At 69.3% G+C, this 26,788-nt stretch carries 28 protein-coding genes, 1 tRNA gene and 1 pseudogene; 19 read left to right on the top strand and 11 right to left on the bottom strand.

Annotated features, from left to right (window positions below):
* Positions 1-17 precede the first annotated feature (17 nt).
* Positions 18-824, top strand: coding sequence for an N-formylglutamate deformylase (hutG, locus tag VNT59_RS17445; RefSeq protein WP_325500426.1), 807 nt, complete (start codon positions 18-20; stop codon positions 822-824).
* 61 nt (positions 825-885) lie between these two features.
* On the opposite strand, the gene VNT59_RS17440 is transcribed toward hutG, so the two are convergent.
* Positions 886-1,287 (bottom strand): GreA/GreB family elongation factor, encoded by a 402-nt coding sequence (locus tag VNT59_RS17440; protein WP_325500424.1) that lies wholly within the window; start codon positions 1,285-1,287, stop codon positions 886-888.
* 360 nt (positions 1,288-1,647) lie between these two features.
* Between VNT59_RS17440 and VNT59_RS17435 the strand changes: the two genes are divergently transcribed.
* Positions 1,648-2,379: a 2OG-Fe dioxygenase family protein gene (locus VNT59_RS17435; protein ID WP_325500423.1), complete on the top strand. Its 732-nt coding sequence runs from the start codon at positions 1,648-1,650 to the stop codon at positions 2,377-2,379.
* A gap of 55 nt (positions 2,380-2,434) precedes the next feature.
* On the opposite strand, the gene VNT59_RS17430 is transcribed toward VNT59_RS17435, so the two are convergent.
* Entirely contained in the window at positions 2,435-3,217 is a 783-nt protein-coding gene (locus VNT59_RS17430) for a GntR family transcriptional regulator (protein ID WP_325500421.1), read from the bottom strand.
* Between the two features lie 79 nt (positions 3,218-3,296).
* On the opposite strand from VNT59_RS17430, the gene VNT59_RS17425 reads away from it, so the two are divergent.
* The 9 genes from VNT59_RS17425 (at position 3,297) to VNT59_RS17385 (ending at position 10,744) form a co-directional block, all read left to right on the top strand.
* Positions 3,297-4,226 (top strand): nitrilase-related carbon-nitrogen hydrolase, encoded by a 930-nt coding sequence (locus tag VNT59_RS17425; protein WP_325500419.1) that lies wholly within the window; start codon positions 3,297-3,299, stop codon positions 4,224-4,226.
* Between the two features lie 3 nt (positions 4,227-4,229).
* Positions 4,230-5,174 (top strand): 2-dehydropantoate 2-reductase, encoded by a 945-nt coding sequence (locus VNT59_RS17420; RefSeq protein ID WP_325500417.1) that lies wholly within the window; start codon positions 4,230-4,232, stop codon positions 5,172-5,174.
* A gap of 42 nt (positions 5,175-5,216) precedes the next feature.
* Positions 5,217-6,188, top strand: coding sequence for a tripartite tricarboxylate transporter substrate binding protein (locus VNT59_RS17415; protein WP_325500415.1), 972 nt, complete (start codon positions 5,217-5,219; stop codon positions 6,186-6,188).
* Between the two features lie 45 nt (positions 6,189-6,233).
* On the top strand, positions 6,234-6,602 hold the full coding sequence (locus VNT59_RS17410; protein WP_325500413.1) for a cupin domain-containing protein: 369 nt from the start codon (positions 6,234-6,236) through the stop codon (positions 6,600-6,602).
* 73 nt (positions 6,603-6,675) lie between these two features.
* On the top strand, positions 6,676-8,295 hold the full coding sequence (locus VNT59_RS17405; RefSeq protein WP_325500412.1) for a sensor histidine kinase: 1,620 nt from the start codon (positions 6,676-6,678) through the stop codon (positions 8,293-8,295).
* Entirely contained in the window at positions 8,264-8,878 is a 615-nt protein-coding gene (locus VNT59_RS17400; RefSeq protein WP_325500410.1) for a response regulator transcription factor, read from the top strand. The genes VNT59_RS17405 and VNT59_RS17400 overlap by 32 nt, the downstream gene beginning before the upstream one ends.
* 165 nt (positions 8,879-9,043) lie before the next feature.
* Positions 9,044-9,355, top strand: coding sequence for a hypothetical protein (locus VNT59_RS17395; protein ID WP_325500408.1), 312 nt, complete (start codon positions 9,044-9,046; stop codon positions 9,353-9,355).
* Positions 9,348-10,601 carry a putative Na+/H+ antiporter gene (locus VNT59_RS17390; protein WP_325500406.1) on the top strand — a complete coding sequence of 418 codons (1,254 nt, stop codon included), beginning with the start codon at positions 9,348-9,350 and terminating at the stop codon, positions 10,599-10,601. Before VNT59_RS17395 ends, VNT59_RS17390 begins: the two co-directional genes overlap by 8 nt.
* 11 nt (positions 10,602-10,612) lie before the next feature.
* Complete coding sequence (locus VNT59_RS17385; RefSeq protein WP_325500404.1) at positions 10,613-10,744, top strand: hypothetical protein; 132 nt, start codon at positions 10,613-10,615, stop codon at positions 10,742-10,744.
* 24 nt (positions 10,745-10,768) lie between these two features.
* Here the strand turns inward: VNT59_RS17385 and VNT59_RS17380 are convergent, their stop codons facing one another.
* A complete protein-coding gene (locus VNT59_RS17380) occupies positions 10,769-11,698 on the bottom strand; it encodes a dihydrodipicolinate synthase family protein (protein ID WP_325500402.1) in 930 nt (309 codons plus the stop codon).
* A gap of 177 nt (positions 11,699-11,875) precedes the next feature.
* On the opposite strand from VNT59_RS17380, the gene VNT59_RS17375 reads away from it, so the two are divergent.
* Positions 11,876-11,952, top strand: a tRNA-Arg gene (locus VNT59_RS17375).
* A gap of 104 nt (positions 11,953-12,056) precedes the next feature.
* On the opposite strand, the gene VNT59_RS17370 is transcribed toward VNT59_RS17375, so the two are convergent.
* The 3 genes from VNT59_RS17370 to VNT59_RS17360 form a co-directional block, all read right to left on the bottom strand.
* Complete coding sequence (locus tag VNT59_RS17370; protein ID WP_325500400.1) at positions 12,057-13,292, bottom strand: MFS transporter; 1,236 nt, start codon at positions 13,290-13,292, stop codon at positions 12,057-12,059.
* Positions 13,293-13,418: 126 nt separating this feature from the next.
* Entirely contained in the window at positions 13,419-13,859 is a 441-nt protein-coding gene (locus VNT59_RS17365; protein ID WP_325500399.1) for a hypothetical protein, read from the bottom strand.
* A gap of 281 nt (positions 13,860-14,140) precedes the next feature.
* Positions 14,141-14,551: a response regulator transcription factor gene (locus tag VNT59_RS17360; RefSeq protein WP_325500396.1), complete on the bottom strand. Its 411-nt coding sequence runs from the start codon at positions 14,549-14,551 to the stop codon at positions 14,141-14,143.
* A 152-nt stretch (positions 14,552-14,703) separates the two neighbouring features.
* On the opposite strand from VNT59_RS17360, the gene VNT59_RS17355 reads away from it, so the two are divergent.
* Positions 14,704-17,166 (top strand): sensor domain-containing protein, encoded by a 2,463-nt coding sequence (locus VNT59_RS17355; RefSeq protein ID WP_325500394.1) that lies wholly within the window; start codon positions 14,704-14,706, stop codon positions 17,164-17,166.
* Positions 17,167-17,184: 18 nt separating this feature from the next.
* Here VNT59_RS17355 and VNT59_RS17350 read toward each other — a convergent pair whose 3' ends face one another.
* Entirely contained in the window at positions 17,185-17,910 is a 726-nt protein-coding gene (locus tag VNT59_RS17350) for a hypothetical protein (protein WP_325500392.1), read from the bottom strand.
* A 221-nt stretch (positions 17,911-18,131) separates the two neighbouring features.
* Here VNT59_RS17350 and greB point away from each other — a divergent pair, with 221 nt between their 5' ends.
* Positions 18,132-18,704 (top strand): transcription elongation factor GreB, encoded by a 573-nt coding sequence (gene greB, locus VNT59_RS17345; protein ID WP_325500390.1) that lies wholly within the window; start codon positions 18,132-18,134, stop codon positions 18,702-18,704.
* Positions 18,705-18,720: 16 nt separating this feature from the next.
* On the opposite strand, the gene VNT59_RS17340 is transcribed toward greB, so the two are convergent.
* The 4 genes from VNT59_RS17340 to VNT59_RS17325 all read right to left on the bottom strand — a co-directional run bounded on the left by VNT59_RS17340 (position 18,721) and on the right by VNT59_RS17325 (position 22,876).
* Positions 18,721-20,991, bottom strand: coding sequence for a bifunctional (p)ppGpp synthetase/guanosine-3',5'-bis(diphosphate) 3'-pyrophosphohydrolase (locus VNT59_RS17340; RefSeq protein WP_325500388.1), 2,271 nt, complete (start codon positions 20,989-20,991; stop codon positions 18,721-18,723).
* Between the two features lie 97 nt (positions 20,992-21,088).
* Positions 21,089-21,292 carry a DNA-directed RNA polymerase subunit omega gene (gene rpoZ, locus VNT59_RS17335; RefSeq protein WP_172217060.1) on the bottom strand — a complete coding sequence of 68 codons (204 nt, stop codon included), beginning with the start codon at positions 21,290-21,292 and terminating at the stop codon, positions 21,089-21,091.
* 12 nt (positions 21,293-21,304) lie between these two features.
* The gene (gene gmk / locus VNT59_RS17330; protein ID WP_325500386.1) at positions 21,305-21,925 is read right to left on the bottom strand and encodes a guanylate kinase; all 621 of its coding nucleotides are present in this window, start codon (positions 21,923-21,925) and stop codon (positions 21,305-21,307) included.
* Between the two features lie 45 nt (positions 21,926-21,970).
* Complete coding sequence (locus VNT59_RS17325) at positions 21,971-22,876, bottom strand: YicC/YloC family endoribonuclease (RefSeq protein WP_325500384.1); 906 nt, start codon at positions 22,874-22,876, stop codon at positions 21,971-21,973.
* Positions 22,877-22,952: 76 nt separating this feature from the next.
* Between VNT59_RS17325 and VNT59_RS17320 the strand changes: the two genes are divergently transcribed.
* From VNT59_RS17320 to VNT59_RS17300, 5 genes and pseudogenes are all read left to right on the top strand, one after another.
* Positions 22,953-23,963, top strand: coding sequence for a serine/threonine-protein kinase (locus VNT59_RS17320; protein WP_325500382.1), 1,011 nt, complete (start codon positions 22,953-22,955; stop codon positions 23,961-23,963).
* A gap of 87 nt (positions 23,964-24,050) precedes the next feature.
* Positions 24,051-24,956, top strand: a complete 906-nt coding sequence (locus tag VNT59_RS17315) for a PP2C family protein-serine/threonine phosphatase (protein ID WP_325500380.1) — start codon at positions 24,051-24,053, stop codon at positions 24,954-24,956.
* Between the two features lie 163 nt (positions 24,957-25,119).
* Complete coding sequence (gene rph / locus VNT59_RS17310; RefSeq protein ID WP_325500378.1) at positions 25,120-25,854, top strand: ribonuclease PH; 735 nt, start codon at positions 25,120-25,122, stop codon at positions 25,852-25,854.
* 59 nt (positions 25,855-25,913) lie between these two features.
* Positions 25,914-26,534, top strand: a complete 621-nt coding sequence (rdgB, locus tag VNT59_RS17305; protein WP_325500376.1) for an RdgB/HAM1 family non-canonical purine NTP pyrophosphatase — start codon at positions 25,914-25,916, stop codon at positions 26,532-26,534.
* A pseudogene (locus VNT59_RS17300) lies at positions 26,534-26,788 on the top strand (oxygen-independent coproporphyrinogen III oxidase-like protein); the annotation flags it as partial. The gene rdgB and the pseudogene VNT59_RS17300, both read left to right, overlap by 1 nt.

Genomic DNA, 26,788 nt, shown 5'->3' with positions numbered 1-26,788 from the left:
CGTTGAAGGACCCGTTCATGGCCGAAACCGCTCCGGCGCCATTCCTGTTTCACCAGGGCACCCAGCCCCTGCTGCTGTCGATTCCGCACATGGGCACCTTCGTGCCGCCGGCGCTGGCCGAGCGGCTGACCGTCGAGGCCCGGCGCGTCCCGGACACCGACTGGCATCTGGACCGCTTGTATGCCTTTGCGCGCGAACTCGGCGCCTCCGTGCTGCAGGCGACGCACTCGCGCTACGTCGTCGACCTGAACCGGCCGCCCGACAACGCCAGCCTGTATCCGGGCCAGGCCACCACCGGGCTGTGCCCGACCGAAACCTTCGACGGCACGCCGGTCTATCGCGACGGCCATGGCGTGACCGAGGCGGAGGTGGCCCAGCGGCTCGATGCCTGCTGGCGCCCATACCACGAGCGCCTGCGCAGCGAGCTGGACCGGATCCGGGCCCAGCACGGCATCGCGATGCTGTGGGATGCGCATTCGATCCGCTCGGTGCTGCCGCGGTTCTTCGAGGGCAAGCTGCCGGACCTCAATCTCGGGACCGCGAACGGGGCGAGCTGCGCGCCCGAACTGGCGCGCACCGTCCTCGACATCGCATGCGCTGCGCCAGGGCACACCGCCGTGCTCAATGGGCGCTACACCGGGGGCTACATCACGCGCCGCTACGGCGAGCCGGCGCGCGGCATCCACGCCGTGCAGCTCGAGATGACGCAGTGCAGCTACATGGAGGAGCAGTGGCCGTTCGCCTACCGCGCCGACAAGGCGGCGGCCGTGCAGCCGCACGTCCGGCGCATGCTCGAGGCCGTGCTTGCCTTCGCCAGGGCCTGAAGCCAGCGCGCTCCGCGGACGGCCGCCCGCGGGGGCGGGCGGCGCGCCAGCTTGAGCGTCGCTACGTGACGTAGTCGCCCGAGGCTTCGGGCTGGAACAGGATCGCCGTCACCGCGGCGGCGCTCGGGTCGCCGCCGGGCCCCTGCCAGCGGGCGATCGCCCCCGCCTGCAGCCCGAGCAGCGCCAGGCCCACCGGCGAGAGCACGGAGATGTGGCCTCGGGCGGGATCCGCGTCCGCCGGGTAGCAGACGACCAGCGTCTGGCGGCGTCCGGTGTCCACGGCTTCGATCTCCACCTGCGCGTACATCGTGACGACGTCGGGCGCCACCTGCCTTGAATCGACGACTTCGGCGTCGCTCAAGAGCGATTCGAGTTCCGGCTGACGGCGCAAGCCGGCCACCCTGGTGAGGCGCACGAAGTCCAGGCTGGTCAACAGGCGCAGGCCGCTGATGGTCTCGTCCATGAGAATTCTCCAGTCAAACGCGCACCGCCGCTGCGGGGCGGCGGCGCACCACTGCGCTGGGGGTGGCCCGGCGGTCCATGGGTCGCGCTTGAAGGGAAGAAAGGAGGCGAACCGCCGGGCTCAGGAAAGTGCGGGCGTTCGCTGCAGCCCCGCCTTCGCCGGTGCGCAGCAGTGGCGCCCAGCTGCTGCGACGAGCAGGCGCTGGGGGAGGCGCGGACGGGCGATCGGGTTGGACATGCGCCGCCAGTATAGGACCGCGCCACGAGACCGGGCCATTCCGGCAAGCAGCCGAGGGCCTTTGGCCCAAGCGGCGGGCATCGCCGGCAGCGGCGCCCGGCTTCGTGGCGCTATGCTCGGCCGATGATGCAGGTCTCACCCGAGTACACCGATGTCGCGCAACTCGCCTGCGTGCTGGGCGCGCGCGGGTATGCCATCGTCAGTCCCGGCGGCGTGGCGCAGCTGACGGGATGCCGCCCGGACGAGCTCGATGCGCTGCTGCCGGCGTGGGAGAGCCTGCCCCTCGATACCTACCTGCGCGATGGCGGCAAGTACCGGCGGCGCCGGCACTCCTGCTTCCTGGTGGGGGACGGCGAGGTGGTCCAGGCGCCGCACCGGGCCCATTGGCAGCCGGTGGAGTACAACGCGCTGCACGGCGGCCTGCGGCGCTGGTTCGAGCCCATGCTGGTGGCCGAGGACACGCGGCCAGGCTGGTCCCGGATCCTGCTCGGGCTTGGCGGCGTGTTCTCGCAGTTGCGAGCGGCGCGGCCCTGGTACGTGGAGGCGCACCAGTTCCGGATCGAGACGACCGGCGGGATCGGACGGCCGACGCCCGAGGGCGCGCACCGTGACGGCGTCAGCTTCGTCGGCGTGTTCCTGCTCGCGCGCCGCGACATCAAGGGCGGCGAGACCCGGGTGTTCGACGCGCACGGCTCGGGTGGCCAGCGCTTCACGCTGCAGGAGCCGTGGAGTCTGCTGCTGCTCGACGACGAGCGGGTCATTCACGAGACCACCCCCATCCAGCCGGCCGGCCCGGCGGGACACCGCGACACGCTGGTGCTGACCTACCGTGAGGGCGGCTTCCAGGGCGGGTGAGGACCCCTTGATCGCGGCCGCTCGGACGGGCGCCGCCCTGGCCGCAGTCCGCGGGTCACCGCGCCGGATCGGGCGCGGGCGTTCCGGCTTCGCGCAGCCGCCGCACCAGTTCGCGGCCGTGATCCGAGATATGGTGCTTCAACACCGCGACGGCGGTGGCGCCATCGTGCGCGGCGCAGGCGCGCACCATCTGCTCGTGCTCGTCGAGCACCGCCGCCCACTCCTGCAGGTTGGCCGCGGTGTCCTCGCGCAGCGATCTCGCCGCCGGCAAGCGGGGATCGGGCGCGGCGATGTGCATGCGCAGGTGACGGGCGAACAGCTGCTGCAGGTTTTCGATGGTCGCCAGCAGCCGCGGGCGTCCGGCGGGCTCGTACAAGCGCCGGTGGAACGACCAGTTGAGCTCGCCCCAGCGCGACTCGAACTCATGCGCGAGGTCGAGGTTGCGCTTGCTCTTGAGGATGGTCCTGGCCTGTTCCACCACCGCCATCGCCGCCGCCGTGTTCGCCGCGCTGAACCGCTGCGCCGCCCGCTCGATCGCCAGTGACTCCAGGGCGAAGCGCATCTCGAGGATCTCCTCGAAGTCGTCGGTCGACAGCACCGTCACCACCACGCCCTTGCGGGGCTGGGTCTCCACCAAGCCTTCGCCTTCCAGCTTGAGCAGGGCCTCTCGGATCGGCACCCGGCTGACGCCGAACTTGCGCGCCACTTCTTCCTGCCGGATCACGCTTCCGCCGGGCAGGGCGCCCTCCAGGATCGCCTGGCGCAGCAAGCGGGCGACCGAACTCGTCATCGTGGGCGAACTGACGGGGAACTTGGCGGCGTAGCTGTCGAGACTCATTGGCCCCGGATTTTACCGGTTGACCGGCGTCGTGCATATGACATACGATATTCTGTATACAACATACACGAGACCCACGATGAGATCGACCGTTGCGGTGGTGCAGGCTGCACCTGTGGCCTTCGACACGGTGGCCACCCTGGACAAGGTGGACGCCAAGACCGGCGAAGCCGCCGCGCGCGGCGCTCGGCTGGTGCTTTTTCCCGAGGCGTTCATCGGCGGTTATCCGCGCGGGATGGCCTTTGGCGCGACGGTGGGCAACCGGTCGCCCGAAGGACGCGACCAGTACCGGCGGTACTGGGAAGGCGCCATCGACGTTCCCGGTGCCGCCGCGGCGCGCCTGGGCGAGATCGCCGCCAAACACGCCGTGTACCTGACGATCGGCGTCATCGAGCGCGAGGGCGGCACGCTGTACTGCACCGTGCTGTTCTACGCCCCGGACGGCGGCTACCTGGGCAAGCACCGCAAGCTGATGCCCACGGGGTCGGAACGGCTGATCTGGGGCTTCGGCGACGGCTCGACCATGCCGGTCTTCGACACGCCGCTCGGCAAGGTCGGCGCGGTGGTGTGCTGGGAGAACTACATGCCCTTGATGCGGGCGGCCCATTACGCCAAGGGGGTCCAGCTGTATCTGGCGCCGACCGCGGACGGGCGCGACACCTGGCTCTCGACCATCCGGCACATCGCCATGGAAGGCCGCTGCTTCGTGCTGTCGTGCAACCAGTTCGCGCGCCGTTCGGATTACCCGCAGGGTTACCAGTCCGAGCTCGGCGACGATCCCCAGCAGGTCGCGTCGCGCGGCGGCAGCTGCATCGTCAGCCCGCTGGGCGAGATCCTGGCCGGCCCGGACTACGAAGGCGAGACGGTGCTGGTGGCCGAAGTGGACCTGGCCGACATTGCGCGCGGCAAGTTCGACTTCGACGCGGTCGGGCATTACGCCCGCCCGGACGTCTTCCGCCTCCACGTGAACGAGAAGCCGGCCTCGCCGGTGGTCTTTGAAAAGGAATAAGCGATGAAACTTCTGATCCTGGGCGCCGGCGGCATCGGCGGCCTCTTCGGCGGGCGCCTGGCCCAGACCGGCGCCGACGTGACGTTCCTGGTGCGCGAGAAGCGCAAGGCACAACTGGCCAGCGACGGCTTGCGGATCGAAAGCCAGTTCGGCAACGCCTGCCTGCCGGTGCAGGCCAGGCTGCAATCGGAAATCGAGCCGCGCTACGACCTCGTGCTGCTGACGTGCAAGGCCTACGACCTGCCGTCCGCGGTGCAGGCGATCCGGCCGGCGATGTCGCCCACGACCGCCGTGCTGCCCCTGCTCAACGGAATCGCCCACATCGAAACCCTCAACGCCGAATTCGGCAAGCAGCGGGTGATGGGCGGCACCGCTCGCGTGCAGGTCACGCTGACTCCCGATGGGCTCATCAAGCAGCTGAACGACTGGCAGACGGTGACCTTCGGCGAGCAGGACGGCAGCACCTCCGACCGCGCGGCGACACTGAAGGCCTTGCTGGACAAGACGGTCGTCGAAGCCAAGCTGTCCGGCAACATCATGCGCGAGCTGTGGCTCAAGCTGGTGCACCTGTCCACCGTGGCCGGAATGACCTGCCTCATGCGAGGCAACCTGGGCGAGATCATCCGCACGCCCGAGGGCAGCGATCTGCTGATCAAGTTCTTCGAAGCCAACGCGGAAATCGCCGCACGGGCGGGCCACCGCCCGGACGACAAGTTCGTCAACACCTATCGCGACCTGTTCCAGCAGCGCGACTCCCGCTACGAAGCGTCCATGCTGCGCGACCTCGAAAAAGGCGGGCAGATCGAATCGGAACAGATCCTCGGCTTCATGCTGCGCCAGTGCCGGGCGGCGGGCCTGCCGGACGCCTTGCACCTGGCTGCCTATACGCACGCGAAGACCTTCGAGCAGCGGCGCGACGCCGGCCGGCTGCCGCGACCTCAGGCCTGACCGGGCACATCCGCACCGCACGATCTCAACCAAGGAGCCGCCATGTCCGTGAAATCGATGCTTCGCCTTGCGTGCGCGACCGCTGCGCTCGCCGCCTGCAGCGCGCTCGCGCAGCCGTTTCCGAACAAGCCGATCAAGCTGATCGTCGGCTTTCCACCGGGAGGCGGTGTCGACATCATTGCCCGCACCATCAGCCAGCCCCTGAGCGAACGTCTCGGCCAGCCGGTCATCGTCGAGAACCGGCCGGGGGCGGGAGGGAACATCGCCGCGGAGCAGGTCGCTCGCGCGCCGGCCGATGGCCACACGCTCCTGGTCAGCGCCGTGAGCAGCCTGGCCATCAGCGCCAGCCTCTATCGCAACCCGCGCTACGACGTGCTGAAGGATTTCGTGCCGGTGGCCGTCGTCGCCTCGGTGCCCAACGTCCTGGTCGTTCACCCTTCGGTGGCCGCCAGGTCGGTACCCGAGCTCATCGCGCTCGCCAAGGACAACCCGGGCAAGGTGAACTTCGGGTCCGCCGGCAACGGCACCACCGTCCACTTCGCGGGCGAACTGTTCAAGTCGATGGCGCACGTCGACATGGTCCACGTGCCATACAAGGGCGCGGCGCCGGCGATGAGCGATCTGCTCGGCGGCCAGGTGCAGCTCATGTTCGACTTCCTTTCGGCGGCGGCGCCGCACATCAAGAGCGGCAAGCTGCGCGCCCTGGGCGTGACGAGCGCCACCCGTTCGCCGGTGCTGCCCGACGTGCCGACGATCGCGGAGGCCGGTCTCCCCGGATACCAGGTGCTCGGCAGCTTCGGGCTCGTTGCCCCGGCCGGCACGCCCGCCGAGGTGGTCGCCCGCATCAACCGCGAGGTCTCCGAGATCGTCAAGCTGCCCGAGGTGAAAAAGCGCCTGCTGGCCTATGCGGCCACGCCGGAGCAGCAGACACCCGCCGAATTTGCGCAAACCCTGAAGTCCGAAGTCGCCAAATGGGCGAAGATCGTCGACGCCACCGGCGTCCGCCTCGATTGACGGCGTTCGCCCTCCAACAGCATGCGCAGCACCATGAATACCAGCGTGTCAGCCACCGGGACGGAGCGCCAGTCGGCCAACTTCGCGGTCTCGTCGCGCAAGATCGTTGCCGAGGGGACGGACGTTCAGGTCAAGGAGTTCGTGCTCCAGCCGGGCGAGAGTGTTCCGTGGCACCACCACACGGCCGTGTTCGACGTCTTCTACTGCCTGGAGGGCAGGCTCACCGTCGAGCGCACCGACGTCAAGTCCGGCGCGCACCAGCCCGACCTCGTGCTCGCCGTCGGCGACTCGGCCAAGGTCGAACCGGGAACGGCACACCATCCTGTCAACCAGCAGCAGGAGCGCTGCCGGTTCCTGCTCGTGCAAGGGATCGGCAGGTACGACTTCCTCAGGTTCGCCCCGACGACACGGTGAGCCGGCCCGGAGCCCCGAGGCCATCGCCACGAGATGACCCGGCCGCCCCGTCGCCGCGGCCGACAATAGGGGCATGTCAGCCCGCACCGCGCCCACGCCGCCGACGCTGCCCGCGCCGTCCAGCGCGCTGGTGGGGCTGGCCTACCTCGCCGCCTTCGTCCTGCTCGACTGGGCCAGCTACATCCGCCCCCTGCAGGGGCTGAACATCACGCCCTGGAGCCCGCAGCCGGCGCTGGCCGTGGCGCTCCTGATGCGCAACCGTCGCTGGGCGTGGATCGTGTGGCTGGGCCTGGTGGCGGCGGAACTGCTGGTGCGGGGCGTTCCGGACAACTGGCTGGGCGCGGGCGCCGCGACCATCGCCCTCACGCTGACCTACCTGGCGATGGCCCGGCTGCTCGCGTCGCGCATCGGCCCGGGCGCGCCGTTCCGCGAGCGCGGCGACCTGCTCTGGTTCACCGCGGTGGTGGCGGCCGGCTCGCTGGTCTGCGCCTTGCTCTACATCCTGGCGTTCTCGGTCTCGGGCTCGGCCTGGGATGTGGCCGGCGCCGTGACCCGCTACTGGGTCGGCGACGCGGTGGGACTGATCGTCACCTTGCCGGTGCTGCTGGTCGCGATCGACCGGGCGCGCCGGCCGGCGCTGGCCGCCACGGTCAGAAGCGTCGAGTGGTGGGCCACCGCGGCGTTGACGTGCATCGCGCTGATGGTTGTTTTCAGCCGTGCCGAACAGAATTACTTCAAGTATTTCTACCTGCTGCTGCTGCCCGTGGTCTGGGCCTCGGCCCGCTTCGGGCTGAACGGCGCCGTGCTCTCGTCGGCATTCACGCAGGTCGGCTTGATCGTCGCATCGCAGCTGGCCTTGCTGCACGATCTGACGCTGTTCGAACTGCAGACGCTGATGGCAGCGGCGACCCTCACCGCGCTGTTGCTCGGCATCCTGGTGGACGAGCGTGCCCGCGCGGCGGCGGAACTGCGCAGCAGCTTGCGGCTGGCGGCAGCCGGGCAGATGGCCGCCGCGCTGGCGCACGAGCTGAGCCAGCCGCTGACGGCGCTGTCCAACTACGCCCATGCGGCCCGCGTGCTGGGATCGACCGGCGGCCCGCTCGATGCCGCCCGGCGCGAGCAGCTGGCGAAGGCGGTCGACAGCGTCGCGAGCGAGGCGCAGCGCGCGGGCGACGTCGTCAAGCGGCTGCGTGACTTCTTCCGCACGGGTGCGACGTCGCTGCGGCGGGTCAACCTGGAGGCGACGCTCCATGAGGCGGTGCAGGCGCACGAGGAATACGCCCACCGGCTCGGTGTCGCCATCGAGAGCGATGTGCCTTCCGCGCTGCCTGCGGTGCTGATCGATCCGGTCCAGATCGCCGTCGTGCTGCGCAACCTGCTGGCCAACGCGATCGAGTCCGCGTCCGGCGCGCCGCGCCGGCAGGTGCGCTTGCGGGCGGGCGCCGATGAAGGCGGCCTCCTGGTGGCGATCGAGGACAGCGGCCCGGGGGTCCCGGCCGGCCACCTGCAGAACCTGTTCGATGCGGCGCCGTCCACCAAGGCAGGCGGGATGGGCATCGGCCTGAGCATCTGCCGCGCGATCGTCGAAGCGCACGGTGGCAAACTGTGGGCGGAGCCCGGACCGGGCGGACGCTTCTTCTTCAGACTGCCGATCGAAGACCATGTCGCCAGGACAGCCGACCCTGCATCGTGACACCGTGTTCGTCGTCGACGACGATGCCTCGGTGCGCGACTCGCTGTCGCTCATGCTGAGCCTGCAAGGCTACGCCACGGCCACCTTCGCCAACGCCGAGGACTTCTTGCAGGCCTGGCAGCCGCAGTGGCGCGGGTGCGTGATCGCCGACATCCGCATGGGCGGCATGTCGGGGCTGGAAATGCAGGAGGCGCTGCGCGCGCGCCACGCCAGCCTGCCGGTGATCGTCGTCACGGCGCACGGCGACGTCGCCGCGGCGCGGCGAGCGTTCCTGGCGGATGCCGTGGACTTCATCGAAAAGCCGTTCGAGCCAGCGCAGATCGTCGCCGCCATTGAGCAGGCCCGCGCGCGGGCTGGCGCCGCTTTCGCCGAACCCGCGCGCGCGGCACGGGCCCAGCTGTCCGATCGCGAGCGCGAGGTGATGGCGCTGCTGGTGCAGGGACTGCACAACCGGCGCATCGCCACCGAACTGGGCATCAGCCATCGCACCGTCGAGATCCACAAGGCGCGCGTCCTGGAGAAGACGGGCGCGAAGAACCTGGTGGAGCTGGTGCGGCTCGTCGCGCCGCCGCGCGACAACTGAGCCGCCGTCCCGGCGCGCCGGCTGCCCGTACGGGCGCCACCGTACGACGGCGCCCGGATTTCCCTGGACGGCTCCAGCCGATACGCTCAGGCGGACAAGGAGGAAAAGCTCCGGCCGTCACGGAAACGCTCGCACCGGGCACGCGCGGCCGATCTGGACGCGTCGATGCACAAGATATGGCTGCTGTTGCTGCCCGAGTTGCGCGGATTTCCGCCGGGAGGGCGCTGCCGTGCCCTGCGCTGCGCCTGGGACACCCCGCTGGAGCCGATCGAGCTGCTGGGCCTGGCCATCGCGGTCGTGGCCGTCGCGGCATTGACGCAATACGGCCTCGCCGATCCGGCGCCGGCCTCGCGCCTGGCCGCCGCACTCCTGAATCTGGCGGTGGCGGTGCCGCTGATCGCCGCCGCTGCCGCCCCGATCCACCTGCGCCGGCTGCGCCGGGGGCTGCGCTCCCAGTTGCATCCACATCATGAGTAGCACGGTCCAGTGGGTGGCGGCGGCCATCTTCGCCACCGCGATCCTGCACACGTTTTCCACCAAGTTCTTCGAGCGCCTCGCGCACGAGCGGCCGCAGCACGCGGGCATGTGGCACCTGCTCGGCGAGGTCGAAGTGGTGTTCGGCTTCTGGGCCATGGTGCTGGTGCTCGTCACCGCCGCGCTGCTGGGCACCCATTCCGCCACGGCCTACCTGGATTCGCGCGACTACACCGAGCCGATGTTCGTGTTCGCCATCATGGTGGTCGCCGGCAGCCGCGCGATCCTGCACCTGTCGCGTTCCACCGTGATGCTGGTCGACCGGTTCACGCCGATGCAAGGGCCGGCGGGGCTGCACTTCGTCACGCTGTCGCTGGTGCCGCTCATGGGATCGCTGATCACGGAGCCGGCGGCGATGACGCTCGCGGCGCTGATGCTGCGCGAGCAGCTGTATCGCCATCGCGTCTCGAACCGGCTGAAGTACGCGACGCTGGGCGTGCTGTTCGTGAACATCTCGATCGGCGGCACGCTGACGCCCTTCGCCGCGCCGCCGGTGCTGATGGTCGCCGGCAAGTGGAACTGGGACCTGTGGCACATGGTGTCGCAGATCGGCTGGAAGTCGGCGCTCGCGGTGACCGTCAACGCGCTCGCGCTCGCGTTCGCGTTCCGGCGCGAGCTCGAGACGCTGCCCCGGCCGCGGGAAGACCTGCAGGACCGGCTGCCCCGGTGGGTGCTCGTCGCCCATGCGCTGTTCCTGGCCGGGATCGTGGCGTTCGCCCACCACCCGCCGGTGTTCCTGGGGCTGCTGCTGTTCTTCCTCGGGTTCGCGATGGCGTATCCGCAGTTCCAGGACCGGCTGATGCTGCGCGAAGGGCTGCTGGTGGCGTTCTTCCTGGCCGGCCTGGTCGTGCTCGGCGGGCAGCAGCAGTGGTGGCTGGAGCCGCTGCTGCGCGGCATGGATTCGGCGACCGTGTACTACGGCGCCACCGCCCTGACGGCGGTGACGGACAACGCCGCGCTCACGTTCCTCGCCTCCACCGTGGAGGGCCTCAGCGACGAATTCAAGTATTCGGTGGTGACCGGCGCCGTGACCGGCGGCGGCCTCACGGTGATCGCCAACGCACCGAACCCGGCCGGGTTCTCGATCCTGCGCGGCCACTTCCGCGACGGCGCGATCCACCCGCTCGGGCTGTTCGCCGCCGCGCTGCTGCCGACGCTCGTCGCGGTGCTCGCGTACCGATTGCTCTAGGAGGGCTTGCCATGGTGTTGCAATGGCTCACGGACCTGACGCGCTGGTGGGCGGAACTGCCCGCGGCGGCGGTGTTCCTGTTCCTCGTTCCCTTCGCCGTCGCGGCCGCCGCGCTGCTGGCCGACCTGCTGCACCGCCGGTGAGCGGGCGGGCCGCGCCGGCGGCCGTCAGCGGCCCCAGCGCAGGACCATCGCGTCGCGCTCGCGCGCCAGCTCGACCAGGCCGGCGCGCGTGGCCGGATGCAGCGGCTGCAACGGCCTGCGCACGGCGTCGCTGGCGATCACCCCGCCCTCGTGCATCAGCGCCTTGGCCGCGATCAGGCCGCACTGGCGGTTTTCGTAGTTGATCAGCGGCAACCAGCGCTCGTAGGCGGCGGCCGCGTCGGCGCGCCGCCCGGCGAAGTACGCATCGGTGATCTGCCGGATCCCGTCGGGGTAGCCGCCGCCGGTCATGGCGCCGGTGGCGCCGGCATCGAGGTCCGGCAACAGGGTGATCGCTTCCTCGCCGTCCCAGGGGCCTTCGACGGCAGCGCCGCCTTCCTCGATGAGGGCACGCAGCTTGGCGGCGACGCCGGCGGTCTCGATCTTGAAATAGCGGATGTTTCCGATCTCGCGCGCCAGCCGGGCAAGAAAGCTCGCGGACAGCGGGGTGCCGGCCACCGGCGCGTCCTGGATCATCACGGGAATCGAAAGCGCGTCCGACACGGTGCGGAAGAACTCGTGGATCGCCGCCTCGCCCGCGCGCACGGTGGCGCCGTGGTAGGGCGGCATCACCATCACCATCGCGGCCCCGGCCTCCTGGGCCTCGCGCGAGCGCTGGGCGCAGACCCGGCTGCTGAAATGCGTCGTGGTCACGATGACCGGCACCCGGTCCGCCACGTGGGCGATGATCTTGCGCATGAGCAGGACGCGCTCGTCGTCGGCGAGCGAGAACTGCTCGGAGAAGTTGGCGAGGATGCACAGGCCCTGCGAGCCCGCCTCGATCATGAAGTCGACGGCGCGCAACTGCCCCGGCAGGTCGAGCGCGCCGTCGTCGTGGAAGATCGTCGGCACGACGGGGAAGACGCCCCGGTACGGGCGCGGGCTGCGGTCGCTCATGAATGCTCCTTGGACGGATCGTGCAACCTGCCGCGCCGGCGGCAGGACCCAACCGCGCATTATTCCGGGCAGCCGGTTGCCCCTCCCGGCGCGCGCAGGCCTGTTTCGCGCCCCACGCCGAGCAAATTGCGGTCTGGCCGAAATGCCGGCCGCTGCGCTGCTATAATGGACGGCTTAGCGGCTGTAGCTCAGTTGGATAGAGTACTTGGCTACGAACCAAGGGGTCGTGGGTTCGAATCCTGCCAGCCGCGCCAGAACAATGTTCTAGAACAACGGGTTAGCTCCACAAGAGCTGGCCCGTTTTTCTTTGGCCGGGATCTTGCGGGGTCGGGTCTTGCCGGTCGTTGCGGCGACGGGTTCACGAGGCTTTCCTGGTGATCGTTGCTTCCTCCTCGGGCGGTCGCACGTTTCGGAACGTGCCCAGCAGCAGCAGGTCGTACACGATCTTGGCCACGCCGCCGGCGATGAACGCCCAGCCGAACGGCGAGATGCCCAGGAGGTAGCCGGCCAGCATCGGGCTGGCGGCGGCGGCCAGACTGCGCGGCACGGCGGTCACGCTGGCGGCCGCGGCTCGTTCCGCCGGCGGCACGATCGACATCACGTAGGAGCTGCGCGTGGGCACGTCCATCTGCGACAGCGCGCTGCGAATGAACAGCAGCACGAGTACCGGCCCGATCGTGTCCATGAACGGGATCAGCAACAGGCACACGCTGGATGGCAGGTGGCTGAACACCATCGTGTTGAGCAGGCCGAAGCGGTCCGCGATGCGCGCTGCGACGAGGTATGACATCGCGGTCAGCACGCCCGTCCAGAAGAAGATGGCCCCGGCCGTCGCGATGGCCAGGTCGAAGCGCTGGTACAGCCAGAGCGCGACCAGGGACTGCACGACGAACCCTCCGCCAAATGCGTCCAGGCTGAAGAGCGCGGCCAGCAGGTAGACGCGTTTGCGCGCGGCCTGCAGGCTGCCCCTGGGAGCCGGTGCGTCGGCGACCGGCGCCGCGGGCAGGCCGCGGTAGACGGCCCCCGCCGCCAGGGCCAGCAGGGCATAGAGCACGAACATGCCTTGCAGCGCGGCCGTTTCGGACATGCCCAGACGGCCGGCGGCCAGGGTCGGCAGCGCGGCGGCGAGCGAGCCGACGGCGGCCGCCAGCGTGCCGACGAGGCTGTAGCGCGCCATCTGCGCCGTGCGGCGGCGGTGCTCCACCACCTGCGCCAGCAGCGCCTGTTCGAGCGGCAGGAAGACGCTGACGTCGCCCGCCGAGGGGTTGAGCGTTCCGACGATGGCGATCAGCAACAAGGGCCAGAAGTCGGTCACGACCGCGAAGCCGATGCCCGTGGCCGCCATGAGCGCGGCGGACGCCAGCAGCCAGGTCCTGAAGTTGAAGCGCCAGGATTGCAGGCCCACCGCCAGCGTGAGCACGCCGGAACCCAGCAAGGTGCCCGTGGCGACCAGGCCAACCTGCACGGGGCCAAAGCCAAGCTGCAAGAGGTAGACCGGCAGCAGCAGGCTGACGAAGCCGTCGGCCAGGCAGCGCAAAGCCTTTGCCGCCAAGACGCGGCGGACGACGGGCGCGGGATCGGGGTTTTCGGACAAGTCGGCTCCTGGGGCTCACCACCCTGTCAGGAGCAGCACTTGGACGCCTGGCGTCTTGGATCGGGGAGTCTGCTCGTGTCCCCTGTGCAAATTCTAGGCCGGACCGGCGCGCGGCGGCGCCGGAGATCAATCGGTGCGGATGCCGCGGCGGCGCGGTTGCCACGTCGCCAGCGCCGTGATCACGGTCTCCCACGGCAGCTCGGACAGGCTGCCGTGGCGCTCCTGCGCGGTGGTCACGATGCGGTGCACGTCGCCGTCGCCGGTGACCAGGACCTGCTTGAGCGCCGCCAGCCCGCCGCACTGCAGCTTCAGCGCGTGCACGTGCAGCAGCGGCCGTCCCGGTGGCGGCAGGTGCATCGCCGAGCGGCCCCGTTCGTGCAGCAGGTTCGCCAGGTCGCCGCAGGCGATTCGCGCGGCCGGGGAAGTGCATGCCAGCTGCCCGTGCTCGCCCGCACAGCTGCGTTGCGACAGTTCACAGCTGGCGGCGCGGGCGACGAGCGCCTTGGAAAAGACGCACGAGTGCTCGATGTCGCAGCAGGGAGAGGCGGGAGGGTCCTGGAATTGCACGGATTGAGGCTCGGGTCGCGCCGGGCGCGAGGGCCTCCATGGTCGCGATCTGGCGGCGCCGCGCTCCGCGGCGCGCGCAAACCCTCAGCGGCGGCTGGGTTATCGCGCTGCCGATGGCGCGGCGGTAGGCGTGCTCCTACGCCGTCACTGCCGGCTGTCCGGCGCGCGCCATCCGTTACAACTTATAAATTCGTCGCTGTCTTGATACACGTGACGCCACGCCAGGGATGCGACCGCGAGGGGACCAGAGCCGCACCACCAGCCACGGCCGCGCGAGCGGCTTATGCGGCGTGCGCCTGTCGATGCAGCGACTGCGCCACCCGGAAGCACTGGTGCGCGCAGTAGTCCACCAGGGCGTCGATCTCCGTGGACTTGTCGAACACCGCGTCGACGCCGATCTGCGCGCAGCGTTTGCGCACGCTCGGATTGATGTAGTTGCTGAAGACCACGATCTTCTGGGTCGGCCGCGAACGGCGGATGCGCTCGGCGAGGTGGATGCCGCTGCCCTGCTTCAGGAACAGGTCCACGATCACGAGGTCCCAGGCGTCCGCGTTCGCCTGCAGCCACTCCACCGCCTCGTCTTCGGTCGCACTCGTGCCGGCCACCCGCACCGACGTGAGTTCTTCGAGCGTACCCACGAGGTTCTCTCGGATGGTCGGGTTGTCCTCGATGACGTAGGCTTGAAGATACACGGGAACTCGATTCGCGGATGGAAATGGGCGCTGGATGACTCTACGGCCGGGGGTGGACGCCCACATCCGGACGGTCCCCCGTCGTCGCGTAGGAGGGCACCTACCGTCGCTGGCGGAGAATCGCGCCGCGCTCCAGAATGCCGGGGCACACCATGACGCCCGCAGAAGACAAGACGGATCCCGCGCAATTGGAACAGGTACGAACGCTGCTCAGACTCCTGGAGCGCACGGCCTTCGTCGGCCTGTGGACGCTCGACCGGGCGACCGGGCGGCTGGAATGGTCGGACCAGCTGGCAACCATCCATGAAGCGCCGCCGGGCTATGCGCCCGCGCCCGAAAGCGCCTTCGCGCTGTACGCGCCGGAGTGGCAGGACAAGGTGAGGGCGCTGGTGCAAGCCTGCGCCGAGCGCGGCGAGCCGTTCGACGAGGAGATGCAGATCGTCACGCTGGGCGGCCGGCGCGCGTGGGTGCGATCGGTCGGCCACGCGGTGCGCGACGAGGACGGCAGCATCGTGCGGGTGGAAGGGGCGGTGCAGGAGATCGCGCCGCACGGCCACCGCGCCGGCACCCTGCTGCGCCACACGGTCAGCATGGGCGGCGCGATGAGCAGCGGCGAGGCCTTCGCCACCGTGGACCGCGAAGGCCGCTTCACCTACGTCAACGAAGAAGCCGAGAAGCTGCTGGGGCGCAGCGCGACCGAGCTGCTCGGGCGCGCGATCTGGAGCTGCTTCCAGAAGACGGTGCGGATGCGGCTCGAGGAGGAGTTCCGGCGCAGCCTGGCCACCGGCCAGGTGCTCGAGGCCGAGGAGCTCGATGCGCGCCTGTCGACCCGGGTCGAGGCCCGCGGTTACCCGTTCGGCGCCGGCCTGGCGGTGCATCTGCGGGATGTGACGGCGCGCCACAAGGCGCAGGAGCAGCTGCGCCTGCTCGAGAGCAGCATCGCACGGCTGAACGACATCGTCATCATCACCGAGGCCGGCCCCTTCAACGAGCCGGGCCCGCGCATCGTGTTCGTCAACGAGGCCTTCGAGCGCCGCACCGGCTACAGCCGGGAGGAGGTGCTGGGCCGAACGCCGCGCCTGCTGCAGGGGCCGGCGACCCAGCGCAAGGAGCTCGATCGCATCCGCGCCGCCATGGAGCAGTGGCAGCCGGCCCGGGTCGACCTGATCAACTACAAGAAGAACGGCGAGGCGTTCTGGGTCGACCTCGAGGTCTCGCCGGTGTGGGACGAAGCGCGGCGGCTCACGCACTGGGTCGCGGTGGGGCGCGACATCACGGAACGCAAGACCGCCGAGGAAAAGATCCAGTACCTCGCGTTCTACGATCCGCTCACCAAGCTGCCGAACCGGCAGCTGCTGCTCGATCGGCTGCAACGCGCCGTCAGCGACCGCGACCACAAGCGCGAAGGCGCGCTGATGTTCATCGACCTCGACAATTTCAAGGTGCTCAACGACACGCTGGGGCACCAGAAAGGCGACCAGCTGCTGCAGCAGGTCGCCGAGCGGCTGCGCTCGTGCGTGCATCGCGGCGACACCGTGGCGCGCCTGGGCGGCGACGAGTTCGTGATCCTGATCGAGAACAATCACCACAAGCCCCTGGAGCCGGCCGCCGCCGCGCGCGCGGTGAGCGAGCGCATCCTGGCCAAGCTTGGCGAGCCGTACGTGCTGTCGGGGCATCTGCACCACAGCACCTGCAGCATCGGGGTGACGCTGTTCGGCCGCGCGCCCTGGAGCGTGAGCGAGCTGCTCAAGCAGGCGGACCTGGCGATGTACCAGGCCAAGAACGCCGGCCGCAACGCGGTCTGCTTCTTCGATCCGGAGATGCAGGCGGTGGCGACGGCCAACGCGACGCTGGCCACCGACCTGCGCCGGGCCTGGCGCGAAGGGCAGTTCCTGATCGACTACCAGCCGCAGGTCGGCGCCGACGGCCGCATGACCGGCGTCGAGGCGCTGCTGCGCTGGCAACATCCCGAGCGCGACATGGTCCCGCCGGCGCATTTCATTCCGACCGCCGAGGAGACCTCGCTGATCATCCCCATCGGCCGGTGGGTGCTCGAGCAGGCATGCGCCCAACTGGCCGAGTGGGCCAAGCGCCCCGAGCGGCGCGATCTGAGCATCGCGGTCAACGTGAGCGTGCGGCAGTTCCGCCATCCCGATTTCGTCGACGAGGTGATGACGGCGATCGCCAATGCCGGCATCGCGCCGCACAAGCTGAAGCTGGAGCTCACCGAGAGCCTGCTGGCGGAAGGCATCGAGGTGACGGTCGCCAAGATGGGCAGCCTCAAGGACATGGGCGTGACCCTGTCGCTGGACGACTTCGGCATGGGGTATTCGTCGCTGTCGTACCTGAAGCGGCTGCCGCTCGACCAGCTCAAGATCGACCGTGAATTCGTGAAGGACATCCTCACCGACGCCAACGACGCGGCGATCGCCCGCACGATCATCGGCCTGGCGCAGAGCCTGGGCTTGAGCGTGATCGCCGAGGGCGTCGAGACCCAGGCGCAGCGCGCCTTCCTCGCGCAGCAGGGCTGCCTGGAGTACCAGGGTTATCTGTTCTGCAAGCCGCTGCCGATCGAGCAGCTCGAACGCTTCATGGACGAGTACGAGTACGTCTGACGGCAGGGCGCCCGGGCGTCAGAGCGGCGCGATCTGCAGCGGCGCGGTCGCGACCGCGCGCGGCATGCGCATGACGATCTGCTCGCCGCTGCGCACCAGCTCCACACCTTCTGCCGAGGCCAGCGCCTGCACGTCGGCCCACTCGAGCTGGCGGTAGCCGGCCTCGAACGGCAATCCCTCGGCGCCCGGCTTCGGCACCGCCCGCACCGAGATCTCAGCCACGCCGCCGGCCACTTCGGCCTTCACCCGCACCTCGCACGGGCCGGCCGCCGCATCGGTCAGCGTGATCAGCGCGGCCGTCAGCAGATGCCGCAGGGCCACCCGCGACACCTCGAAATCGGTCTCGGCGACGTCCTTGGCCACGCTGAAGCCGCGGAAATTGAAGTTGCTCGCCAGCAGCGCGAGGCATTCGTCCACCCCTTGCGGCAGCCGGATGCCCTCGTCCTCGACCGGCTGGATCCACCCGGCCACCTTCAGGCAGTTCATCACCGCCTCGCGCGCCAGACGGTTGAGCTTGGAGATGCTGGCCTGGAATTCCGAGGGCGCGGGCGAGCCGCGTTCCAGGCGCGCGTTCAGCACCTCGGCCATCATGGCCACGGCCTGGAGATTGACGACCATGTCGTGCTTGAGGGAGGGTGCGAGGCGGCGCAGCACGCCATACCGTGCCGATTCGGCACAGATCCGTCCCTTGCGATTCGCTGCGGCCGCGCCCGTTTCCGGGGCGGACTGCTCGGCCGTTGCCATCACCGCCAGGCTCCTGTCGGGGTGTGCGCGTTCTTGACCTGCAAACTCATGGTGCCTTCCTGCACCGGTCGCCCGGACGGCGACACGGCAACTCACGCGGCCGAGGCGGCCCGTTGGCAGCGACTGTGCCCCAACTGCAGCCGCGCGGGCGTAGGAGAGGGTCGACGCGTGTGTAGGAGAGCGCGAATGCAGCCCCGGCGCCCGCTCGCTATGCTTGCGCCATGAGCAAGGCGTTCACCCGGGAAAGCGACGACCAGGACGACGACGAGGAAGGCGTCGCCGCGGCGCCCGTGGCCGGCGGCAAGAACTACATCACGCCGCAGGGGTACGCGCGGCTGCGCGCCGAACTGATGCACCTGATCGACGAGGAGCGGCCGCAGGTGGTGGAAGTGGTGCACTGGGCCGCCAGCAACGGCGACCGCTCCGAGAACGGGGACTACCTCTATGGCAAGAAACGGCTGCGCGAGATCGACCGGCGCATCCGCTTCCTGACCAAGCGGCTGGAAATAGCCGAGGTGACCGATCCGTCGGTGCACCACGGGCGCGACCAGGTGTTCTTCGGCGCCACCGTCACCTATGCCGAGGCTTCGGGCCAGGAGCGCACGGTGACCATCAAGGGCATCGACGAGGCCGATTCGGCGCAAGGGCAGGTGAGCTGGATCTCGCCGATCGCCCGGGCCCTGCTCAAGGCGCACGAAGGCGACGTGGTGAAGCTCGCCACCCCGGCCGGCGTGCAGGAAATCGAGGTGCTGGAGGTGCACTACCCGGCGCCCGCGGCGCCGGTGGCGTCGTAGCGGCGCGTTGCTGGGGTCAGGCCGGCGTGATGCCGGCCCCGGCGCGGTGCACGTTCATCACCGACGGCGTGCGGCGCAAGGTGCGCATCACGGATTCGAGGTGGTTGCGGTCGCGCACGGCGATCACGAAGCGCAGGTCGGTGGCGTCCTGCGCCTTCTCGTCGCCCATGTCGACGTGCGTGATATCGGCTTCGGCGCTGGCGACCGCGACCGCCACGCGCGCCAGCACCCCCTTGCCGTTGGTCACGGTCACGATCACGCTGGCCTCGAACGGCCGCACCGGCTCCTCCGCCCACTCGACGCCGATGAAGCGCTCCGGATCGCGCGCCTGCAGGCGCTTGCCGACCGCGCAATCGTCGCGGTGCACCACCAGGCCTTCGCCGCGCCCGAGGTAGCCGACGATCGCATCGCCGGGCACCGGCCGGCAGCAGGTGGCGTACTGCACCGAGGCGTTTTCGCTGCCGTCCAGCGTCACCTCGCCCTGCGACACGTTTTCGTGCGCCGTGTAGCGCTCGCGCGTGATCAGCAGCGCGTCGGGGCGCTCGCCGCGCTCGGCCAGCATCGTGACCAGGCGCTTGGCGACGATGCTCGCGATGCGCTTGCCCAGCCCGATGTCCGTCAGCAGTTCGGCCCGCGTGCGATTGCCCGTGAAGCGCAGCAGCTTCTCCCACAGCGGGTGATGCTCCTCGTCGTCGATCGGCAGCTTCTCCAGGCCCTCGGCCCGCAGCGCCTGCGCCAGCAGTTTCTCGCCGAGCTCCTGCGACTCGGCCTGCGCCAGCGTCTTGAGGTGGTGCCGGATCTTGGAGCGGGCGCGGCCGGTGCGGACGAAGCCGAGCCAGGCCGGGTTCGGCGTCGACACCGGCGCCGTGACCACTTCGACCACGTCGCCGTTCTTCAGCTCGGTGCGCAGCGGCACCTGCACGCTGTTGATCTTCGCGGCCACGGTGCGGTCGCCGACATCGCTGTGGATCGCGTAGGCGAAGTCGACCACCGTCGCGCCGCGGGGCAGCGCCATGATCTGGCTCTTGGGCGTGAACACGTAGACGGCGTCGGGGAACAGGTCGATCTTGACGTGGTCCCAGAACTCGGCGGCGTCGCGGGTCTCGTGCTGGATGTCCAGCAGCGACTGCAGCCACTTGGTGCCCAGGCCTTCGGCGCCTTCGGCGCGCGGGTCGGCCTTGTACAGCCAGTGCGCGGCCACGCCCGATTCGGCCACCAGGTGCATCGCCTCGGTGCGCATCTGGAACTCGACGTTCACGCCGGAGGGGCCGACCAGCGTCGTGTGCAGTGACTGGTAGCCGTTGACCTTCGGGATCGCGATGTGGTCCTTGAAGCGGCCCGGCACCGGCTTGTACATCTGGTGCAGCACGCCCAGGGCGCGGTAGCAGTCCATGACCGTCGGCACGACGATGCGAAAGCCGTAGATGTCGGTCACCTGGGCAAAGCTCAGGTGCTTTTCCTCCATCTTGCGGTAGATCGAGTAGACGGTCTTCTCGCGCCCGGCGATGCGCACCTGCATGCCGGCCTGCTCGAACGCCGTCTCGAGTTCGCGCTGCACCTTCTGGATCAGGTCGCGCCGGCGGCTGCGGGCCTTGGCCACCGCCTTGGTCAGCGTCGCGTAGCGCCAGGGCCGCAGGTGGCGAAACGCCAGCTCCTGCAGCTCGCGGTAGGTCTGGTTCAGCCCCAGCCGGTGCGCGATCGGCGCGTAGATGTCCAGCGTCTCGGACGAGATGCGCGACCACTTTTCGCGCGGCACGTCCTGCAGCGTGCGCATGTTGTGGCTGCGGTCGGCCAGCTTGATCAGGATGACGCGCACGTCGCGCGCCATCGCCAGCAGCATCTTGCGGAACGACTCGGCCTGGTTTTCCTCCCGGGTCGTGAACTGCAGCTTGTCCAGCTTGGTCAGGCCGTCCACCAGCTCCGCCACGGCCGGCCCGAACCGCTCGATCAGCTGCGGCTTGGTGACGCCGCAGTCCTCGATCGCATCGTGCAGCAGCGCCGCCATCAACGCCTGGGCGTCGAGCTTCCATTCGGCGCACTGCGCGGCGACGGCGATCGGATGGGTGATGTAGGGCTCGCCGCTGGCCCGCATCTGGCCGAGGTGCGCCTCGTCGGCGAAGCGGTAGGCCTTGCGGACCAGTTCGGCGTCGGTGCCGTCCAGGTAGTCCAGCCGGGCGGTGAGCGCGGCAAAGCTCGCGGCCGCGGCATTGGCCGCCGCCGGGCTGGCGAGCGGGGGCGCCTCGGGAGGTTTGCCCCGACCCGGCGAGGGTTGCAGCACGGCGCTCATGGCCACATGGTAGCAAGCGTGGGGCTGGTGAGCGCCAACAAACAAAAAAGCACCGGCCTGCGGTGCTTCTTTCGAGAAGAAAAGCGCGCGCGCGGCGTCAGCCGGGCACCTTTTTCAGCATTTCCAGGCCGATCTTGCCCTGGGCGATCTCGCGCAGCGCCGTGACGCCGGGCTTGTTCTTGCTTTCGATCTTCGGCGCGTGCCCCTGGCTCAGCATGCGGGCGCGGTAGGTCGCCGCCAGCACCAGCTGGAACCGGTTGGGGATTTGCTGCAGGCAGTCTTCAACGGTGATGCGGGCCATGGTGATCGATCTTCAGATGATGTGGAGGGCCTGGAAGGTGTCGGCGCGGGCGCGCCGCTGGGCGGAGAACTTCAGGCGCTGGGCATGAACGATCGCCTTCAGGTCGAAGAGGGCGCGTTCGAATAACTCGTTGATTATAACGAAATCGAATTCCCGCACCTGCGCCATCTCTTCCGCGGCGTTCTGCAGCCGCAGCTCGATCGTCTCGGTGGAATCCTCGCCGCGGCGTTCCAGGCGCGACCGCAACTCGTCCCAACTCGGCGGCAGGATGAAGATGAGCACGGCGTTGCCGAAGATCCGCTTGATCTGCAGCGCGCCCTGGTAGTCGATTTCCAGGATGACGTCGGCGCCGTTGGCGATCCGGTCTTCGATCGCCTTCTTGGAGGTGCCGTAGCGGTTGCCGTGCACGAAGGCCCACTCCACGAAGCCGTCGGCCAGCACGATCTGGTCGAATTCCTGCTCGGAGACGAAGTAGTATTCGCGCCCGTGCTTTTCCTGTCCGCGCGGCGGCCGGGTCGTGTGGGATACCGACGGCTGCACCTGCGAATCGAGCTCGAGCAGCGCCTTCACCAGGCTGGACTTGCCCGCGCCGCTGGGCGCCGCGACCACGAAGAGGTTGCCCGGGTAATCCATCGTAGCCTTGCTGTGTGGGGGCGGCTAGTTTAGCAGCCGGCCCCGCTACTCGATGTTCTGCACCTGCTCGCGCATCTGCTCGATCAGGACCTTCATGTCCACCGAGATGTGCGTCAGCTCCAGGGCGGCCGACTTGGAGCCCAGGGTGTTGGCTTCGCGATGCAGTTCCTGGATCAGGAAGTCCAGGCGCTTGCCGATCTCGCCGCCCTTTTTCACCAGCCGGTCGATCTCGTCGATGTGCGAGCCGAGCCGCATCAGCTCCTCGGCGACGTCGATGCGGATGGCAAACGCGGTGGCCTCGGTCAGGGCGCGGTCCTGCGCCGCCTCGGGCACGGTGCCGCCGTCGGCGAGCGACATCGCGTCCTTCCAGCGTTCCAGGAAGCGCGCGCGTTGCTGCTCCACCAGCTGCGGCACCAGCGGCTGCGCCTGCCGCACCAGCTCGCGCAGCTGCTGCAGATGGCCGAGCATCATGGCGGCCACCCGAGCGCCTTCGCGTTCGCGCGCCGCCAGCAGCTCGTCGAGGACGCCGCGGGCCAGTTGCGGCAGCGTTTCCGACCAGTCGACGGCGGCGCCGGTGTCGCTTTCGGCCAGCCGCAGCACTTCGGCGACGGCCAGCGGCCGCGCGTCGGGCAGCCAGCTGCGCACCGTGTCCTGCAAGGCGCTCAGGCGCTGCAGCAGCCGCGCGGACGGATCGCGGACCGTGTCGGCGCCGGGCGCTTCGAGGAAGGCGCGGACTTCCACCTTGCCGCGTTTGAGGCGGCCGGCGACCAGTTCGCGCAGCGCCGGTTCGTGCTGGCGCAGCTCCTCGGACAGCCGGAAGGTGAGGTCGAGGAAACGGCTGTTGACCGAGCGGACTTCGAGTCCGAGTCGCACCGATCTGGCCTCGGCGCCGGCGCCCGGAACCCCGCGGCTCTGGGCGCTCGCATACCCGGTCATGCTGTAAACTGGCATTGACGTGCTGGACGTTTGGTCTGTTGCGGGATAGCGAGAATAACCGGGTCCGGGCCGGACCTCTATTCTTTAAATTATGTCAAAGGTGAAACCTGCCCCGCTGCCGCCGGACACCGTCATCGGCGGATACCGCGTGGTGCGCAAGCTTTCGTCCGGCGGCTTCGGGGTGGTGTACCTGGCCGTCGACAACGAAGGGCAGCAGGTCGCCGTCAAGGAATACCTGCCCGCCTCGCTGGCCAGCCGCGGTCCGGGCGAGCTGCTGCCGCAGGTGCAGCCGGAAAAGCTCTCGCTCTATCGCCTCGGCCTGAAGAGTTTCTTCGAGGAAGGCCGCTCGCTGGCGCAGATCTCGCACGCGTCCGTGGTCAGCGTGCTCAATTTCTTCCGCGAGAACGAGACCGTCTACATGGTGATGAACTACCTGGAGGGCGGGACCCTGCAGGACTTCATCATCACCGCGCGCGAGCTGAAGAAGCAGAAGGTGTTTCGCGAGTCCACCATTCGCTCGCTGTTCGACGAGGTGCTGCGCGGCCTGCGCATCGTGCACCAGCACAAGATGCTGCACCTGGACATCAAGCCGGCCAACATCTTCATCACCGACGACAACAAGGCGGTGATGATCGACTTCGGCGCGGCGCGCGAAGTGCTGTCCAAGGAAGGCAATTTCATCCGGCCGATGTACACGCCCGGCTTTGCCGCGCCCGAGATGTACCGGCGCGACTCGTCGATGGGTCCCTGGACCGACATCTACGCGATCGGCGCCTGCATCTATGCGTGCATGCAGGGCTACCCGCCCAACGACGCGCCGCAGCGCCTCGAGAAGGACCGGCTCGCGCTGGCGCTGTCGCGGCTGCGCGGCGTGTATTCCGACAACCTGATCGAGGTCGTCGAGTGGTGCATGTCGCTCGATCCGCTGTCGCGCCCGCAGTCGGTCTTCGCCCTGCAGAAGGAATTGAGCCGTGAGGGCGAGCGCCGCTACACCAAGCTCACCGTCGGCGAGAAGATGCGGCTGCAGTTCGACAACATCATCTCCGACACCAAGAAGAACGTGAAGCGCGCGGCCACCGGCTTCGGCGCGCGGGCCAAGTGAAGGTGACATGCGCTGCGCACGCTCCCGTCCATTCGCCGTCCTCGCGGGCGGCTGCCCCCTGCTCGACGCGGCACCGCGGAGGCTGAGTTGAAGTTCTCGGTGTTCCAGATCAGCCGCAAGGGCGGCCGCGAGAAGAACGAAGACCGCATGGGCTATTGCTACACGCGGGAGTCGGGCCTGTTCGTGCTGGCCGACGGCATGGGCGGACACCCCGAGGGCGAGGTCGCCGCGCAGCTGGCCCTGCAGACCATCTCCGCGCTGTACCAGAAGGAGGCCCGGCCGATGGTCGGCGACGTGAGCGAGTTCCTCGCCAGCGCCGTGATGGCGGCGCACCACCAGATCATCCGCTACGCCAGCGAGAAAGGCATGCTGGACACGCCGCGCACGACGATCGTCGCGGCCATCCTGCAAGGCTCGTATGCGACCTGGGTCCATTGCGGCGACTCGCGGCTGTACGTGGTGCGGCACGGCGAGCTGCTCACGCGCACCCGCGACCACTCGTACCTGGAGCAGCAGACCCACGCCGGCGTGGTGCGGCTGGACCGCATCAACCGCAACATCCTGTTCACGTGCCTCGGCTCGCCGAGCAAGCCCGTGTTCGACGTCACCGGCCCGGTCGCGCTGCAGCAGGGCGACAAGATCCTGCTGTGCTCCGACGGCCTGTGGGGCACCGTGTCCGATCCCGACATCGTCCGGGTCCTGGGCACCAAGGGCGTCTCCGAGGCGGTGCCGGACCTGGTGGAGACGGCGCTGCGCAACGGGGGCGACACCTGCGACAACGTGACGGTGGTGGCGCTCGAATGGGAGACGCCCGACCAGTTCGAGTCGACGCGCGGCATTTCCACCGACAGCATCATGGATGGCGTGTTCGCGTCGACCATCCAGGCCGGCGTGCTCGACACGATGGTCGAGGACCTCGACGACGCCGCCATCGAGCGCTCGATCGCGGAGATCAACGAGGCGATCCGGCGCTCCAGCGGCCGCAAGACGTAGGCGAGCCCACAAGCCAACCGGCGCTGCGGGGCCGGACCTGGACGAGCCTGCAGTGTCCGGCCGCGGAGGTCGCAGGGAAGGGGCCACTCAAGAATTTCTCTGCGTCCTCTGCCTATCCTCTGCGCCCCCTGCGTTCAAACAACCTTTCGAGAACCCATCAACGATGACCCAATTCACCCGACCCGGCGGCCGCGCCGCCGACCAGCTGCGGCCAGTGCGCATCACGCGCGGCTTCACCATCCATGCCGAGGGCTCGGTGCTGATCGAATTCGGCAACACGCGCGTGCTGTGCACGGCCTCGGTGGAGGACAAGGTGCCGCCGCACAAGCGCGGCAGCGGCGAGGGCTGGGTGACGGCGGAATACGGCATGCTGCCGCGCTCCACCCACACCCGCAGCGACCGCGAAGCCGCCCGCGGCAAGCAGAGCGGGCGCACGCAGGAGATCCAGCGGCTGATCGGCCGCTCGATGCGCGCCGTGTTCGACCTGGCGCTGCTCGGCGAGCGCACCATCCAGATCGACTGCGATGTGTTGCAGGCCGACGGCGGCACCCGCACCGCGGCGATCACCGGTGCCTTCGTCGCGGCGCAGGACGCCGTCGCCACGTTGCTGGCCAGCGGCCGGCTCGCGACGTCGCCGATCACCGGTCCGGTGGCGGCGGTGTCCGTGGGCATCGTCCAGGGGACGCCCATGCTCGACCTCGAATATGTCGAGGACGTCGCGTGCGACACCGACATGAACGTGGTCATGACCGGCGCCGGACATTACGTGGAGGTCCAGGGTACCGCCGAAGGCGCCGCGTTCACCCGCGCCGAGATGGACCAGCTGCTGCGCCTGGCCGAACAGGGCATCGCCGAACTGGTGCTGCTGCAGCGCCAGGCGCTGGCGCAGCCGCTCTGAACCCGAAGCCCCTTGCCGCCCACGGCCGCGCTGGTGCGAGGCACAATCCGCACGTGCCCATGATCAGCAAGATCGTTCTCGCCTCCAACAATCCGGGCAAGCTGGCCGAGCTGCAGGCCATGCTGGCGCCGCTGGGGATCGCCCTGGTGCGGCAAGGCGACCTCGGCATTTCCGAGGCGGAAGAGCCGCACCGCACCTTCGTCGAAAACGCGATCGCCAAGGCGCGCCATGCCGCGCGCGCGAGCGGCCTGCCGGCGATCGCCGACGACGCCGGCCTGTGCGTCGAGGCGTTCGACGGCCTGCCCGGTGTCGACACCGCCTTCTATGCGACCCGCTTCGGCTATCCGAAAGGCGACGCCAACAACGTGAAGGCGCTGCTCGAGCAGATGCAGGGCCAGGCCGATCGCCGCGCGGCCCTGGTCAGCACGCTGGTGGCGATGCGGGCGCCGGAGGATCCCGAGCCGCTGATCGCCCAGGGGCGCGCCGCCGGCGAGATCGCGACCGCGCCGCGGGGCGAGCACGGCTTCGGCTTCGACCCCGTCATGTACATCCCGGCGCTGGGCCGCACGTTCGCGCAGCTGCCGCCCGAGCAGAAGAATGCGATCAGCCATCGCGGCCAGGCCGCGCGCCGGATGATCGAGCTCATTCGCGTGCGCTGGCTCGGGTTGCCGGAGGCCTGATGTCGCGCGCGGTCCAGGACATCCAGCACTACATGCGCTCCGGCACGCTGCAGCTGCCGTCGCAGCCGCCGCTGTCGCTGTACGTGCACCTGCCGTGGTGCCTGCGCAAGTGCCCGTATTGCGACTTCAACTCCCACGAGGTGCGCGGCGGCGAATTGCCGGAGCAGCGCTACCTCGACGCATTGACGGCCGACCTGGAAGCGGCGCTGCCGATCGTCTGGGGCCGCGACATCCACAGCATCTTCATCGGCGGC

The sequence above is a fragment of the Ramlibacter sp. genome, from assembly GCF_035554825.1.
GTDB lineage: Bacteria > Pseudomonadota > Gammaproteobacteria > Burkholderiales > Burkholderiaceae_C > Ramlibacter.
Note: the sequence above shows the minus strand (reverse complement) of the source record. Positions and strands in the feature narration are given on the sequence as shown.